The sequence below is a fragment of the Rothia sp. HMSC065D02 genome (assembly GCF_001815285.1).
Lineage (GTDB): Bacteria > Actinomycetota > Actinomycetes > Actinomycetales > Micrococcaceae > Rothia > Rothia dentocariosa.
Genome location: NZ_KV820089.1, coordinates 318,121 through 332,008 on the forward strand (window position 1 = coordinate 318,121; position 13,888 = coordinate 332,008).

Sequence of the window (13,888 nt, forward strand, 5' to 3'; positions counted from 1 at the left end):
GAGGTCTGACTAACACCTCCTATCGATCTCATCAGCCGGATTTTATGGGCTTTTCGGTTCTTCAGCAGATCGGTCAGAGGGAGCGTTTTCGGGAATCTCGTCGCCGGATAATCCCTCATCGGGTGCACCCGCCCCAGAGTCCGGATGCGGTGCCCCGGCACGCGATGTACCTTGCGCATCGCCGAGGAAAGCAAACGGTCCGTGCACGGCAGAGTTCACCCGAATATCCACGGTTTCGGGGCGGTCCGCGAGGGCGCACCCCACCAGATTGGCGTTATTATCACGGGCTACCTGGGCGGCAACTTCGCAAGGATCCCCAGGGGTGATGCCGCGCAGCGCATCCGCCGCGGCGAGCGCCGCAAGGTCTGCCGCCTGCGCCGCCCGCCGATTCGCCATGCTTACCCCCGCAAAACCGATGATGACGGTTGCCAGGATCAGCAGGGCGGCGATAATGCCTACCGCGAGTACGGTGCCGCTCCCCTCCTCCGGGTTTTCGGTCGGCTGCGGTCGGTCAGCCGCCTCGCGCCGCGGTTTGGCAAACGGCGGCACGCATGCATTCCAGATGAAACCAGGCGTGACCATGTTTATTCGCCGCCAACTGTCGTGGCGTTATCCGAGCTGCCCTCAACCCGTGCGGTCGCGGTGGCCTGCAGCCTCCAGCCGGTTACCGAGCCGATAACCCCCGGTGCCGCACGCTCCACCTGAACCCGCACCTGCCGCGCCCCCGAAGTTTCTTCCATGGTCTGTACCTGTAGGTTAATGCTGGGGTCTATCCGCGAAACTTCATGCTGTACGGCGGCGAGGTTGTCTCCCCGGGCGAAGGCGCGTGCCGCGACTCGCGAGGATTCTTCTAGCTGCGACTGGGCTATGCCTACCGCTGCCGCTGAGAGACAGAGTGCGAGCACTGCGATCACGGCGGGCAGAGCGACCGCGAATTCGGCAGTCACAGCGCCTTCATCACGTGCGCGTAACCGCCAGGCGCGCATCATGCGGTGTATAAGCCTCATAGACGTTCCTTTCGTGGGGTTTGGGCAACTCTCGCGGCTTTCACGGGCAGTACCGGGTTTAGAAAAGCCCAAAGGTCAGCCCAGAACCGCCCGTTGCAAGGGCGTTCTTGACCATATCTACGAGCATGCCGCGAATCTCGTCGGACTTGAGAATGGCGACCAGCAGACCGGCAAAACCTACGGCGGCGAGCATTACGATGCCGTATTCTGCGGTGCTGGCGCCCTCCTCAGGGTCGTTTTCGTCCGCATATTCAACCTCATCGGTGGGCGAGGTCATCTCGTGCAGTTCGGCAGCTTCATCCGTGCGAATTCCCGCGAAGAGTTCCTCGTGTTCACTCAGGGAACGGCATTCTGCGGCGCATTTATCGAGGGTGCAGCCGGCGGCGAGCGCCTGCGCTAGTTGTTGGGCAAGATGCGGTTCAAGCTGCTGCAGGTATATGTTCGTGTATTCGTCAAGTGCCTGCCCTAAAAGTACGGGGTTCTCTTCCGTGCGGGCATAGGCCTCAAGGCATTCCTGAGTGCTCCGGTGCGTGGTGTGCAGAGCGGGAGCAGAGTGTACAACAGTCATCGTTGTTTCCTTTCATATAGTGTTGTTTGATAATTTTTGTGGGTAGATTTGGTGCAACGTGCCTCGGGGCGAAGCTCACCGGGTTCAGGCCAGCAGCCCCGGAAGAAGCGAGATCACAATCGGTATGATTCCGCAGCAGATAAAGGCCGGAAGCGAGCACAGTCCCAGCGGAAGAACCAGCGCTACGGCGAGCTTTGCGGATGCACGCTCCGCCGCCCGGCGCTCTTCCAGCCGATAGGTTGCCGCGCAGTGCCGCAGCAGCGCCGCACTGGGTGTTCCCGCCGAATACGCCGGTGCCAGAATCCGAGCCAATTCCCGCAGGAGCGGATGGTCGTAACCGTCCCAGGCGGCCTGCCAATCGGTGCTTACCGTTAGGGTCAAGGTGATGTACTCAAGCGCATCGCTTATCGCTCGTTCTTCATGCGCGAGTGCCCGGCCAAGAGCCTGTAAGGCGCCGGTCAGACTGAGCCCCGCGCGCAATTGTGCGGCAAGAAGCTCAAGCATCAGCGCCGGATCCAGCGGCTCAGTCTCTGCAGAACCGCTAAACCCTGCCGGTTCTTTCGGCGGTTTCTTTTCTCTTCGGCGCCGCCTAGTTCCTTGAGCACGGGCATTCTTCTGCGCAGGTTCCTCGGCCAACACGGAGCTGCGTTCGGCCCGATGCACAAGCCGGGCCGTCCAGCGCCTCCCAAGAAGCGCCAGCGTGATGCCGAAAAAACCAGTCAGCAGGCCAGCCAGCGAACCGGTCAGCGCGCCGACGGGATCTGTTCCCATCAGCCAGCCCATCGCTAAGCCGATAAACGGCAGCCACGACAGTATCTTGCCGGTCGTTTTCGGCCCCGTCAGCGCACTTTCTCGCCCGAGAAGAGCATCCAGATGTTCTTCGGCATGTTCGGCCGCAGCCCGTAGGGTCTGCGCCAGGGGTGCACCGGTGGTTTCGTTCATACGTAAGCACAGGCCGAGTTCGCGGATGCGCTCCCGGCTGTGTGCCCGCCGCGCGTTGAGGGCACCCAGGGTTGTTCCCGCCGCGAAACCAAGCTGTTCTTCACGGGCCAAAGTGTCTAATAACTCGTCAATATCGTCTTGGGTTTGCCGGTATGCCCGCTCACGTCTGCTGCCCGTCAGCCGGTGCAGCACCCGGCGAAGGAGCGAGGACTTTTCGGGTTCGTTCCCATCAGCGTTCCCCGTTTGCCGACTTTGTGCTGCGGAACCGTGAACCGTAATGCCGTCAGTGCCAGGCGGATGCCGGGTACGGTTTTCAGCCGTTGCCTCGCGCAGGCTCAGACCCGCATCCAGGGTCGCAGATATACCGCGCAACGCTTGCGGCCATAGACGCATCTCGGTTGAGGTTGGTGGAGTCGGCGGGATAAGCCTTTGAAACCGTGCCTTTAGCCGAGGCTGTCTTGTGGCAGGCAGATACTCGCCAAAAGCCATGCTGTCGCCCGCGTTTTTATGCGCTATTCTCTGAGACGAACCGGCGGCGCGCGTCTTATGATGCACCATCAGGCTCATAGTTCCTCTCCTTCCTGGCTACTACGGTCGGTTTGTTCCCGTGGTGCGGCTGTATAGGGCGGAACATCAGAATCGGTGCGAACCCCGGGGTCGTATCCATAGGTACATGCGGTCGGTGTAGTCTGCGTTTCGGGGGTTGCGCCGCGGTGTTCGTGTGCGGGATGCGCGGTTGCCGAGCGTGCATGGGCAGCGTGCCTATCCGGTGAAATAGCGTCCATGGGAGGGTTCAGCGGTAAGTTTTCCCCGTTACCCTCAGGTAGGGTGCCGCCCGCCGAATTGTCTGCCGTTGAGCCTTCGCCCGGCAAGAGTTCACCCGCAGGCTCAGACCCGCACGGCGTTACCACCAGCGCATCCTGGCGCAGGTCAAGCCGGTAAATTCCAGCGATCCGCCGCACGCCCTGCACCTGTTCCAGGTGAATAATGCGGTCAAATGCGGTAGAAGCGTGGAGGGCAACGGTGCGTTCATCCAAACCGGCGAGCGCACCCAGCGCGGCAAGACGATGCGGCACAGCGAATGCGGAATTCGCATGCAGCGTTGTACCTGCGCCCTGGTGCCCGGTGTTCATGGCGTTAAGCAGGTGCAGGATTTCAGAGCCGCGACACTCCCCCACCATAAGCCGATCGGGTGCCATACGCAGAGCTTGCACCAGCAGGTCTCCCAGCGTGATCTCTCCGGCACCTTCGGCGTTCGCGGCACGGGTTTTGAGGCTCACCGTATGCGGATGCTGCGGGTTCAGTTCCGGGGTATCTTCCAGGATCATGAGGCGTTCCCAGGCTTCGCATTCGCCCAAAAGCGCGTTGAGAAGCGTGGTTTTTCCGGTGCCGGTTCCCCCGCTGACGACAAAATTCTGCCGGTGCGCAATCATGGTGCGCAGGGCTTGCTCGGTCGCCGCATCAAACATGCCGCTTTCGCGGAGCGCGGTAAGTGTCAAACAGCTTTGGGCGGGCAGACGAATAGACAGGTGTGTGTTCTCGACCAGCGGCGGAATGACCGCGTGAATACGCCGACCGGAGTCGTCGTGCACGTCGTCTGCCGGATGCGCCGCATCAAGCCTGCCGCCGTGCGCTCTAATAAGACGGTTGGCGAGTTGGCGTACCTGCGCCTCGGTCTCGAAGGTGAGGGTTACCGGTTGGGTTTGTCCGTGCGCCTGAACCCACACATCCTGCGGGGAATTCACGTAAATATCGGTGATTCCGGGAATATGTGTGAGGGTTTCAAGCGCGCCCAGACCGTAAAGTTCGGCGTGCAGGCAGGACAGCGCCCGCGATACGAGGTCGGGTTCGTTCTCGGCAGGAAAATCGTGGTTTTCGTCCCCGTACATGTCCTCTTCGCAGGCCTGCTGCACCGCTAACGTTAGGTCTTTACTCGACCACAATCGGGGATTTTCGCCGTCTGCCGAAGCAGCAGGTGAAGCCTGATCGGTCTCGGTGTGCGGGCTGGGTGGGCGCGCTAGCAGATAGGTGAGGGCATGCCGGGCGATGCGCCGCGCGCGGTGATCCTCAAACACCGGAATAGGGGTGAGCCCCAGGCGTTCTCTTGTCTCGGCTGAGAAATCGGGTGCCATCAGCTCTTGAGGCGGCATGCAGGTGCCAACAATCGAGAGGGTTTCAGGTGGGGCATAGTTTCCACAGGTGACGAAGTCTGTTTGCTCGGGGGCAAACCCGTCGGTGCCTGCTGTCTCGGCGCTGCCCGATCTATAAGCGCTGTCGGCGCCGCGAGAGAATGCCCGGAAAAAGCCGTGTTCTGCCGTTTGGGTGCGAAATACTGCCTGAGGTGAAGGAGGTAAAGCTGCCATACCCCTATTTCACAGGTTTTCGCGCATGCGCACGGCAACCGAGCAGCAGACTGTGGATAACTTCACCCTACGGGACAGTTTTGTGCGGTATCCACAGGACAGGAGGCCATTCCCGTACCATCTCTCCGCTCGCCCAGCGTGCACACCACGCTTTTATGTCGTTCTATGACGCGCCGCACTAACCGCGCCGCTTTGTGCCCGAACCACTAGGAAGGGTTCTTATCGCCTCACCCTACTGCCTTGTCTTCACGAGACGGTTCATGTACCGGGTTATATGCAGACACACCAATGATTGCAGACCCAATGAGCACGGCTGCCAGACACCAGTGACGACGATTCATCTGCCCTCACTCATTTTCGACCGGTGTAACCAGTCCTGTGTTCCCATCGACCCGAATCGTCTGACCCGACACAATATCCTGCGTACCGGATTGAGTGCCGAGTACAGCGGGAATCCCGACCTCGCGCGCAACGATAGCCGCGTGAGAAAGCGGACCTCCGGTATCAGCCACTACGGCGGCAGCCACATTGAACAGTGGGGTCCAGGTGGGATCGGTGTACCGGCACACGAGTATTTCGCCCGGTTCCAGCAGCCCGAACTCTTCCGGCCCGTGGATAACCCGTGCCGTGCCCATCGTCACCCCTGGGCTCGCGCCAACCCCTTTGATGCCGTCCGCCTCAGAGCGGTGCTTCCCTCGGTCCCACCACAAGGTTTCAGCGGTTGTGCGCTTCTGCTTTCGGCGCGAAATCTTCTGCTGAAGATCGGAGGATGGTTCTTCTGCAAGCAGCGCAGATTCCACCTCGTCAAACAGCGCATAGGTTACGTCTGAGGGAGTAGTCAAGATACCGCGTTCAACGAGCCGATGTGCGATCTCATCCATGACCTTACGAGCCTCAACGAACCATTCCTCAATAAGGTACAGAGAGCCTTCACGTGCGACATGCAGAGCCCGCAGCGTGGTGACCGTCTTATCCCAACGTTTATGCAGGAACCGTGGCAGTCGGCTGCGCACGAGCTGACGTTTATCGGCCCGATCTGCATCCATGGTGTGCCTGCCACGAATGCCGGCGGCAATCAGCGTGAAAAATGCTTCGGGGTTCTCGCCCCAAGACCTGCTTGAATAGGGCAGGTACATGCGCGGTGTGCGCGCCCCAATCCGCGAAAGCGTCTGCTGAACCTCTTCGAGAAACGCTGGCCCGTTGGCGTGCTTCGAGAGAGATTCAACCGCGTTATCTGTTTCCACAAGGACGTCGTCGAGAGCAAGATCGCGGGCGCGCTCGCAGAGGCGCGAAATCTCGCGGTCGATATGTGCCGTCACAAAATCGAGGTTCGCGAATAAATCCTCGGTGGTGACGCTCGGGCCGAGCCGCGCAATTTTCATCATCATATCCGCCTCAGCACGTTTGAACATTAGCGGTATGAGGTAGCGCGAGAAGCGAGCGCGCGTAAGCTCAGCCGCCGCATCAACCGCACGGTGACTGCGCGCAATCAGGTCACGGTCGGTGATACTCTCAAGTGCCCGATTATCCGCCTGGAATGCTTCAAGTTCATGTTTCCAGTCCAGCGAGTCTGCATCCCAGTCGGGATTCGCCGACGAAAAGGCCTGTCGAATCGTGCGCGGCAAGTGCGTTACGATGCGCGGCGAAACACGCGGCCACGTTGCGTGAATGCTCGCAATCCCATCATCGCTGATGCGGATAACACGATCAACGGGTGGCGTATCCACGCCGAGAGAACCGAGAACTTGCTGAACTTCCTGCTGTACCTTGCGCACGGGCATGATGTCTAGGGGATACGGTGCGGGATAATGCTCGATCAGGTCATCACGCATCATCTGCAGAGTCTTTGACTGTGCAGGTCCGTGTCCCGAGTCGGTGTTCGACAGATTCGATAAAGATGTAATCGGTCGAGTCTGCAAGAGGTAGAGCTCATTGCCGCATATACCCCACTCGATATCTTGGGGTGCGTTGTAATAGGCGGATACCTGCCGCCCGAGAGCGTGGAGCCGTCGAAGATTGGAGTCTGACAGGCATGAAGCCGCGCGATCATTCGGTGGAACCGGGCTTCTCTTAGTCCCGCCAGTGTGGTCGAGGTCGATGCGCGTTTCTTTATCCCCGATGATCGTCTCGACGGCGTGCCCCTGTGAGTCCAGCGTAAATGTATCCGGGTTGACATGGGCGGCGACGACGGACTCGCCAAGACCGTAGGAGGCGCTGACGAGCATCCGGTCCGTCATGCCAGAGATAGGATCTGCCGTAAATAAGACGCCCGCCACGTCTGCAGCAACCATTTCCTGCACCACCACGGCAAGTTCCGCCGATTCATGGGAGAACCCGGCTTCTGTGCGGTATGCCACTGCCCGATCCGTCCAGAGGGACGCCCAGCATCGCCTTAGAGCATCGACAACAGACTCTTCTCCCTGCACACCGAGATAGGTATCCTGCTGCCCCGCGAAACTCGCGCTGTCTAGGTCTTCCGTTGTCGCTGATGAACGTACCGCCACAACCGGCGATCCCAGCGCCCGGTAAGCCTCGACGACGGCGTCTCGCACGGCACGCGGGACTTCCTGCTTCAGGATCAGCTTTCGTGCAGCGTGAGAGTTCGTACCGGTTGCCTCGTGAATAATATCCTCGGCAATCGGCGTGACGGCGGCTCTATAGGCGTCTGTTGTCACGCAAAATCCTGGCGGCACATTCAGACCGGCGCGATGCATCGTTATAAGGTTGGCGCCCTTGCCGCCGACGCTGACTACCTGAGAGTCCCCGGAGGGATGACCTCGCCGGAACCAGGATATGAACGCGGTCGTCTCTTGTTTGTGTGGAGCCTTCATCGTCCGATCACCGCCTTAATCGTGCTTCGTGTCACTCTTTGTCCTGTCTCAACGGCAAAGCGTTTCTCTATTCTTTTAGAATATCTGCCACGGCAAGGTTTGGACATAGATTGCTGCCATCGAATTCGCCCTGACATGCAGGTTCATGCCTAACCGTCTTCGCATATTCGGGGTTCTCTCACCGATAATAGGAGTGTGTACATTCTCGTTGTTCCCCTTGATGCGCCCGCCAGAGGTTCGGTCATTCCGCTGGATGCGCATCCCGCGCGCACCCACACGGGCACGGGAACATCGGGGCATGGTTCCCCATCCTCCCCCGCTTTTTGGGGAGTTTTTCACGTCGAATCCCTCGCCCCGGCGCAGCTGACCGGCATGCACACGAAGCTCAATATTCTGCGTGCCGACCGCGTGAGTACCGGGAATCTGCCTGCCTATGTGCGCGAAGTTGAACGCCGCTCTGACCCGCGCATTAACCCCGAGTCGAAGCAACCGCACGCACGCTGGATATGGGCTGACACCCGCACGATTGCGCCTATTCTGCTGCGCAAAGGGGTGCGAGTTCCGCTGTGCCACGATATGCGCCTGGTACAGCGCATTCTGCTCACCGCGAGCACTCACCCGAGCGGGCATGTTCGTTATGAACCCGTTCTCGACCTGGCGCAGGATACTGTCGAAAAACCTGCGGGTAAGCTGCCCGTCGCACGCCAAATTGCCGGTCAGGGCGAGCTTTTCGGGGACGACTTTTTGACGGCGGCTGAGGAAAATACTGTATCTGGTCATGAGGCGGCGCCCCCAACGCTGACATCGGCAGATACCGAGTTGGTGCACCAGCATCTCGATGAATTTACCGCGCAGCTGCGGGCGATCGCCACCGGTGCGCATCCCGAAAGGCTGCGGTTATTGGCGGCGGCGGAATCGGCAGGATCCCTGGTCGCGGCAGAAATCGAATACTACGGAATTCCCTTTGACACCGCCGCGCATGATGCCCATTTGACTGAGATTTTGGGCCCGCGCCCGCCTGAAGGCGAGCATCCCGCCAAGCTGATGGAGCTTGCCGAGCAGATTCGTGCCGACCTTTTCGCGCCCCATCTGAATCCAGATTCCCCGCAGGAACTTTTACGCGCACTTCACGCCGCCGGGGTGAACGTGCCCAGTACCCGCTCCTATGTGCTCAAGGGCTGGGCTGAGGAGACTGCCACGCAGCGGGAACGGCGGTGGGCGCTCATCGAGCCCATCCTCAGGTACAAGAAGCTGTACCGTATCTTTACGGCGAACGGGTGGTCTTGGGCGGATTCCTGGGTGCGCAACGGTCGTTTTCGCCCGCATCTTGAAGTTGGAGGCGCCGCGACCGGGCGGTGGGGCGCATCCGGCGGCGGGGCTCTGCAGCTTCCCGCCGAGATCCGTTCGGCAATTCTAGCCCCCGAAGGCGAGGTTTTTCTCGTTTCTGACGGTTCGCAGATTGAGCCGCGCATCCTGGCGGCGCTCAGCCACGACGAGGCGCTGGCATCGGCGGGCCGCGGCACCGATATGTATGCGGGAATCGCCGAACTCGCCCGGCTTGAGGGCGTGGCGCTCACCGAACGCGCACAGGCTAAGGTGGGGCTTCTCGCCATTATGTACGGCGGGCGCAGCGGAGAAATTGGGGCGCTGCTGCCGCATGTCGCCAAGCTTTTTCCGCGTGCGATGGAGTTTACGGAACGTGCGGCGCGCATCGGCGAGGTGGGCGGGCAAGTCACCACCTTTTTGGGGCGCACCTCACCCGCGCCAGACGAACGTTTCAAACGGACGGTCGCAGACCGTTCTACCCCTGCGGCGGAGTCGCGTGCCGTCTCCCTTTCTCGCTCTTACGGGCGTATGACCCGCAATTTTGTTGTGCAGGGAACGGCTGCGGAATGGGCACTGTGCTGGATGGGCAGGGTACGTTCACGTCTGCTGACTGAGACGGTTTTCGGCATGCCCATGCGCACCAAAATTGTCTATTTTCTGCACGATGAGCTGTTGCTGTGCGGCCCCAAACTGGAGGCGGAGCGTGTCGAGAGGATTCTGCGGGAGTCTGCTGCAGAGGCGGCGCGCCTACTTTTCGGGACGGTGCCGGTGGAGTTCCCGGTCTCAGTGACGGTCACAACCAACTATGCCGAAGGCAAATAGTCCACGCCGCCTATGCTCGTTTCCATTCCTTCCCACGAGCCTTTAAGTACCGGCTAACGTCAGCCTACCCGGATGCGGGCGCGGGTTTAAGCACCGAAGCATCCCACGGGACCGTCCAGGTGAGCGCATCAAAAATCTTATCGAGCACGATCGCAGTGAATCCCCACACGGTGAACTCGACCCGCGCATCACCGCCAGAGTGCACGACCTCAAACGCCGGGGTTTTATGGGTTATACGGCCACGCTTCACATATGCCGTATGCCGGTTGGCGGGGTTGAGCAGATCCCGCACGGGCACCCGCGCAATCAGGGCAGACTCGTTCGTATCGACCACGCCAACCCGCGTGGGTGAAGCCCACCACCCCAGCACCGGGGTCACCCTGAAATCGCTCACGGCAAGCGGCAGGGTCGGCAGCTCCCCCAGAATTTCAACGCCCGCAGGGTCAAGCCCGGTCTCTTCCGCGGCCTCGCGCAGGGCGGCGATGCGCCCCACCGGAACTCCCTGCTGGCGCGCCAGTTCGTAATCCTCGGGGTCAATTTTGCCGCCCGGGAATGCAGGCTGACCGGCGTGTGAGCGCAGAGTATCCGCCCGCACCAAAAGCAGAACGTCCAGGTTCTCGCCCACGCACTCTGGGCATCCGTCAAAGTCTGCGGATGCGCTCGGTTCATCATCGAGTACCCCGAAGAGAACGAGCACTGCCGCCTCTTTGGAGAGTGTACTGTTGGGCGCGTACCGCATGAGGGCGTCTATGTTGACATCGAGTTTTCCTGCGGCAAGGTTCGCGAGTGCATCGCGGGCTTGTTCGGCGGCGGTGTTCGGGGTGTTATGCACTCAGCGGGTATCCTTCGGCGTGCAGTTGGCGGCGTGTGGCACCGGTGAGGAAGCGCAGGTGCAGGCGTTCACGACCGGGTGCCATTTCATATTTCATGAGTTTACGCGCTTTGGTTTCGTCCGTCTCGCCTTCACCCCAGGACGGGCACAGGTCGGCGATGGGGCAGACTCCGCAGGCGGGTTTGCGGGCGTGGCAGATGCGCCGCCCGTGGTAAACCATGCGGTGTGAGAAGTCGGTCCATTCGCGCGGTTCGATAAGCTCGGCAACGTCGTGTTCGACTTTGACGGGGTCGTCTTCGGTGGTGAATCCCATACGCCGCGCGAGCCTGCCAAAATGGGTATCGACGGTTAGTCCGGGTACCCCGAAAGCGTTGCCGAGTACCACGTTTGCGGTTTTGCGCCCGACTCCTGCCAGTTTCACCAGTTTATCGAGGGTTCCGGGCACTTCTCCGTCGTAGTCGTCGGTAAGCTGGCGGGCGAGTTTGACGATAGATTTCGCTTTGGCGCGGTAGAACCCGAGGGATTGAATATAGGGTTCGACATCTTCTTCGGTGGCAGCGGCGAGGGCGGGCGCATCCGGGTAGCGGGTGAAGAGAGCCGGGGTTACCTGATTGACGCGCACATCGGTGGTTTGCGCCGAGAGCACTGTGGCGATCAGCAGTTCAAAGGCGTTCGTGAAGTCGAGTTCAGCCACGGCGTAGGGGTAGGTTTCGCCCAGGATGCGGTTGATTTTGCGGGCGCGGCGCACGGTGGCAAGGTGGCTTTCGGGGGCTTTGGCGAGTGTCTTCGCGCGGCGGCGTGCCGCCTGTGCTGCCTCAAACTCGGGCACGGTGCGGATGCTTAGCAGTTCACGTTCTTCCTCGGTGAGCTGTAGCTCTGGGGCTGTGTCGGTGGTGCTTTTCGGTGCGGATGCGCTCATAGCGCGAGCCTACCGTTTTTTGTCTGCTTTTCCCAGCTAGGGGTACCGAAGTTCGCCGTTACCGCACGGTTTCTGCCGCTTTTGAGCGGGTAAATATGCCACACTAGGGGTATGTCTGCAACGATTTTTGTTCTGAACGGCCCTAATCTGAATCTGCTGGGGCAGCGTCGCCCCGAGGTGTACGGGTACACGACTCTGCACGATATTGAGCTGATGGTGCGTGAGCGCGCCGCCCTGCACGGCTTCGATATTGAGTTTATGCAGTCCAATCATGAGGGTGTGCTGGTGGATGAGATTCAGCGTGCACGCACCCGTGGCGCGGCGATTATTATCAACCCGGCGGCGTACACGCACACGTCGGTGGCGCTTCACGATGCGCTGGAGGCCGCCGAGCTGCCCGTCGTTGAGGTTCATCTCTCGAATGTGCACCGGCGCGAGGAGTTTAGGCATCATTCGTATGTGTCCCCGCAGGCTACGGCGGTGATCGCCGGAGCAGGCGCCTACGGGTACGTGATGGCGGTAGATTTCTTGGCACAGCATCTAGAGTCGGAGTAGAGCCGAGAAGTATCGGTCGCAGAGCCTCAGCGCCGTGCGGTGAGGCGGGCACGCAAAGGTGCCTCACGCATCCAATAGCAGGGATACGTGAGGCACCTTATATCTTGGTTGTCGTCGCAGGGTTACCCAGCGATAACATCATGCGTTTATCGTGTTACAGCAATTAGTTCTTGCAGGTTCCGGTCGCCACGGAAGCGGTGTTGCTGCCACCAGCCTCAAGCGCCTGCTTCAGGGTGGATGCGGTTATCGCATAACCGGTCTGCCCCGTGCTGCTTTCACCGTCGGGAGCTTTACCGAAGACCACACCCACAACGTTACCGTTTTCGTCAAGAACAGGACCGCCGGAGTTACCGTGCTGCACATCTGCGGCAAGCTGGTAGACCTGGCGCATCGGGTTAGGCTTACCGGTCTCTACATCAATGGTCTGGGTATTGCCCACACCCTGCACGGTCGCAGGGAGCGCCTTGAACGGTCCGCCCTGGGGGTAACCCATGAAGGTTACGGTCTCGCCGGGGTTCGCGTTCCTGCCGATCGGCAGCGGATCCAGGTTCATCCCGGGCACGCGGATAAAGGCAAGATCCTGGGCGGTATCCATATAGACGACCTCACCCTGCCAGGTGCGCCCGCGCTGATCCCTCACCATAGGCGAGTTCACGCCCGAAAGCACGTGTGCGTTCGTTGCGATAAGCCCATGATCCACCACGAACCCGGAACCGGTTGAAGTGTATCCGCACTGTTCGGCGGCACCAAGAATCTGCACTACAGAGGCAGATGCGTTATTGAGCGCCTCCGTCTCTACGCCCTGGGTGGGCGCGCTGGTTTCCGGGGCGATCAGCTGGCGCACCTCGGGAATAGTGCCGGATGCGAGCACATCGTTACGAATATTTTCGATACCGTTGCGCAGACCATCCGGGGTGTTCTCGACCATCCATGAGAGGGTCTTTGAGTTGTTCAACGCTGCGTTGAACTGCGGCAGGGGTACGGTGCGCATCGTGAGCGTTAAGACCACGAGCACAAGCGCGCAGGCGGCAACATTGAGCACGCCGCCAAAGAAACGTTCTACGCCTTTAAGCGGGGTTATATCCGTGACACGGCGCAGGCTGCGGCCGCCGATGAGTCCCAACCACTGCCCCAGCGTTAGGCAGAGGATCAGGATACCGATAGCGGTAATCAGCCCCCATTTGGATCCCACAGCCGCAACGGCAAGCGGGATGAGCCACGCGGCGGCGCATACACCTAGAGCAAGACCAATAAAGGTGCCTAGCGTGGTGAAGAAACCGCTACGCAGACCGGCAATGAAATAAAGCACGAGAATGACAGGAATAATAATGTCAAGGGGGCTAAAAGTTGCTGACATGAGCGTCCTCCTTGGTGAATACATAAAATGCGGTGAATCCGCACGGCGCGTCCGGAAGGCACACCTGAGCATGAGAGAAATCGAAGAGTTCGTGCGCTGCTCAAAGCCCTCTCACACTGTACATGCTGATGCTAGAGTGCGAAGCTGTGAATTTCTTAAGTTTTCCCCGTAAGCGCAGAAAACTTTTCCTCCTGGATGTTGTTTTTTAGATGCGGAAATAAAAAATATGAGGTACGCTCAGTATTAGTATTAGTTGAATATGTCACACACCAGCGATGCGGTTCACATCGTATCCGTCTCGCAGATGCGACCGTGTGACGCACAGATTTTCGAGCGAAAGAATCGCCCGCTATCCCACTCAAGGAG

11 protein-coding genes are annotated in these 13,888 nt (G+C 60.0%); 2 read left to right on the plus strand and 9 right to left on the minus strand.

Annotated elements, in window-relative coordinates:
• Nucleotides 1–42: 42 nt before the first annotated feature.
• From HMPREF3016_RS05505 to HMPREF3016_RS05530, 6 genes are all read right to left on the minus strand, one after another.
• Nucleotides 43–582 carry an Rv3654c family TadE-like protein gene (locus tag HMPREF3016_RS05505; RefSeq protein ID WP_070628254.1) on the minus strand — a complete coding sequence of 180 codons (540 nt, stop codon included), beginning with the start codon at nt 580–582 and terminating at the stop codon, nt 43–45.
• Nucleotides 583–584: 2 nt separating this feature from the next.
• Nucleotides 585–1,007 (minus strand): TadE/TadG family type IV pilus assembly protein, encoded by a 423-nt coding sequence (locus tag HMPREF3016_RS05510; protein ID WP_070740775.1) that lies wholly within the window; start codon nt 1,005–1,007, stop codon nt 585–587.
• A gap of 58 nt (nt 1,008–1,065) precedes the next feature.
• Nucleotides 1,066–1,575 carry a DUF4244 domain-containing protein gene (locus HMPREF3016_RS05515; RefSeq protein ID WP_004005479.1) on the minus strand — a complete coding sequence of 170 codons (510 nt, stop codon included), beginning with the start codon at nt 1,573–1,575 and terminating at the stop codon, nt 1,066–1,068.
• A gap of 84 nt (nt 1,576–1,659) precedes the next feature.
• Complete coding sequence (locus HMPREF3016_RS05520; protein ID WP_070740778.1) at nt 1,660–3,084, minus strand: type II secretion system F family protein; 1,425 nt, start codon at nt 3,082–3,084, stop codon at nt 1,660–1,662.
• Entirely contained in the window at nt 3,081–4,880 is a 1,800-nt protein-coding gene (locus HMPREF3016_RS05525; RefSeq protein WP_246828475.1) for a TadA family conjugal transfer-associated ATPase, read from the minus strand. The genes HMPREF3016_RS05520 and HMPREF3016_RS05525 overlap by 4 nt, the downstream gene beginning before the upstream one ends.
• A gap of 347 nt (nt 4,881–5,227) precedes the next feature.
• Nucleotides 5,228–7,711, minus strand: a complete 2,484-nt coding sequence (locus tag HMPREF3016_RS05530; protein ID WP_070740781.1) for a PEP/pyruvate-binding domain-containing protein — start codon at nt 7,709–7,711, stop codon at nt 5,228–5,230.
• A gap of 195 nt (nt 7,712–7,906) precedes the next feature.
• On the opposite strand from HMPREF3016_RS05530, the gene HMPREF3016_RS05535 reads away from it, so the two are divergent.
• Nucleotides 7,907–9,859, plus strand: coding sequence for a bifunctional 3'-5' exonuclease/DNA polymerase (locus HMPREF3016_RS05535; protein ID WP_083315889.1), 1,953 nt, complete (start codon nt 7,907–7,909; stop codon nt 9,857–9,859).
• A gap of 64 nt (nt 9,860–9,923) precedes the next feature.
• Here the strand turns inward: HMPREF3016_RS05535 and HMPREF3016_RS05540 are convergent, their stop codons facing one another.
• Nucleotides 9,924–10,691, minus strand: a complete 768-nt coding sequence (locus HMPREF3016_RS05540) for an NUDIX hydrolase (protein WP_070740784.1) — start codon at nt 10,689–10,691, stop codon at nt 9,924–9,926.
• On the minus strand, nt 10,684–11,610 hold the full coding sequence (gene nth / locus HMPREF3016_RS05545) for an endonuclease III (RefSeq protein ID WP_070740787.1): 927 nt from the start codon (nt 11,608–11,610) through the stop codon (nt 10,684–10,686). The genes HMPREF3016_RS05540 and nth overlap by 8 nt, the downstream gene beginning before the upstream one ends.
• A 111-nt stretch (nt 11,611–11,721) precedes the next feature.
• Here nth and aroQ point away from each other — a divergent pair, with 111 nt between their 5' ends.
• On the plus strand, nt 11,722–12,165 hold the full coding sequence (gene aroQ / locus HMPREF3016_RS05550; protein ID WP_004005487.1) for a type II 3-dehydroquinate dehydratase: 444 nt from the start codon (nt 11,722–11,724) through the stop codon (nt 12,163–12,165).
• Nucleotides 12,166–12,328: 163 nt separating this feature from the next.
• Here the strand turns inward: aroQ and HMPREF3016_RS05555 are convergent, their stop codons facing one another.
• Complete coding sequence (locus HMPREF3016_RS05555) at nt 12,329–13,522, minus strand: MarP family serine protease (protein ID WP_004005488.1); 1,194 nt, start codon at nt 13,520–13,522, stop codon at nt 12,329–12,331.
• Nucleotides 13,523–13,888 lie beyond the last annotated feature (366 nt).

Coding starts and splice junctions, on each gene's coding strand:
- HMPREF3016_RS05505 (WP_070628254.1), bottom strand. CDS start 582: ATGGTCACGCCTGGTTTCATCTGGAATGCATGCGTGCCGCCGTTTGCC.
- HMPREF3016_RS05510 (WP_070740775.1), bottom strand. CDS start 1,007: ATGAGGCTTATACACCGCATGATGCGCGCCTGGCGGTTACGCGCACGT.
- HMPREF3016_RS05515 (WP_004005479.1), bottom strand. CDS start 1,575: ATGACTGTTGTACACTCTGCTCCCGCTCTGCACACCACGCACCGGAGC.
- HMPREF3016_RS05520 (WP_070740778.1), bottom strand. CDS start 3,084: ATGAGCCTGATGGTGCATCATAAGACGCGCGCCGCCGGTTCGTCTCAG.
- HMPREF3016_RS05525 (WP_246828475.1), bottom strand. CDS start 4,880: ATGGCAGCTTTACCTCCTTCACCTCAGGCAGTATTTCGCACCCAAACG.
- HMPREF3016_RS05530 (WP_070740781.1), bottom strand. CDS start 7,711: ATGAAGGCTCCACACAAACAAGAGACGACCGCGTTCATATCCTGGTTC.
- nth (WP_070740787.1), bottom strand. CDS start 11,610: ATGAGCGCATCCGCACCGAAAAGCACCACCGACACAGCCCCAGAGCTA.
- aroQ (WP_004005487.1), top strand. CDS start 11,722: ATGTCTGCAACGATTTTTGTTCTGAACGGCCCTAATCTGAATCTGCTG.
- HMPREF3016_RS05555 (WP_004005488.1), bottom strand. CDS start 13,522: ATGTCAGCAACTTTTAGCCCCCTTGACATTATTATTCCTGTCATTCTC.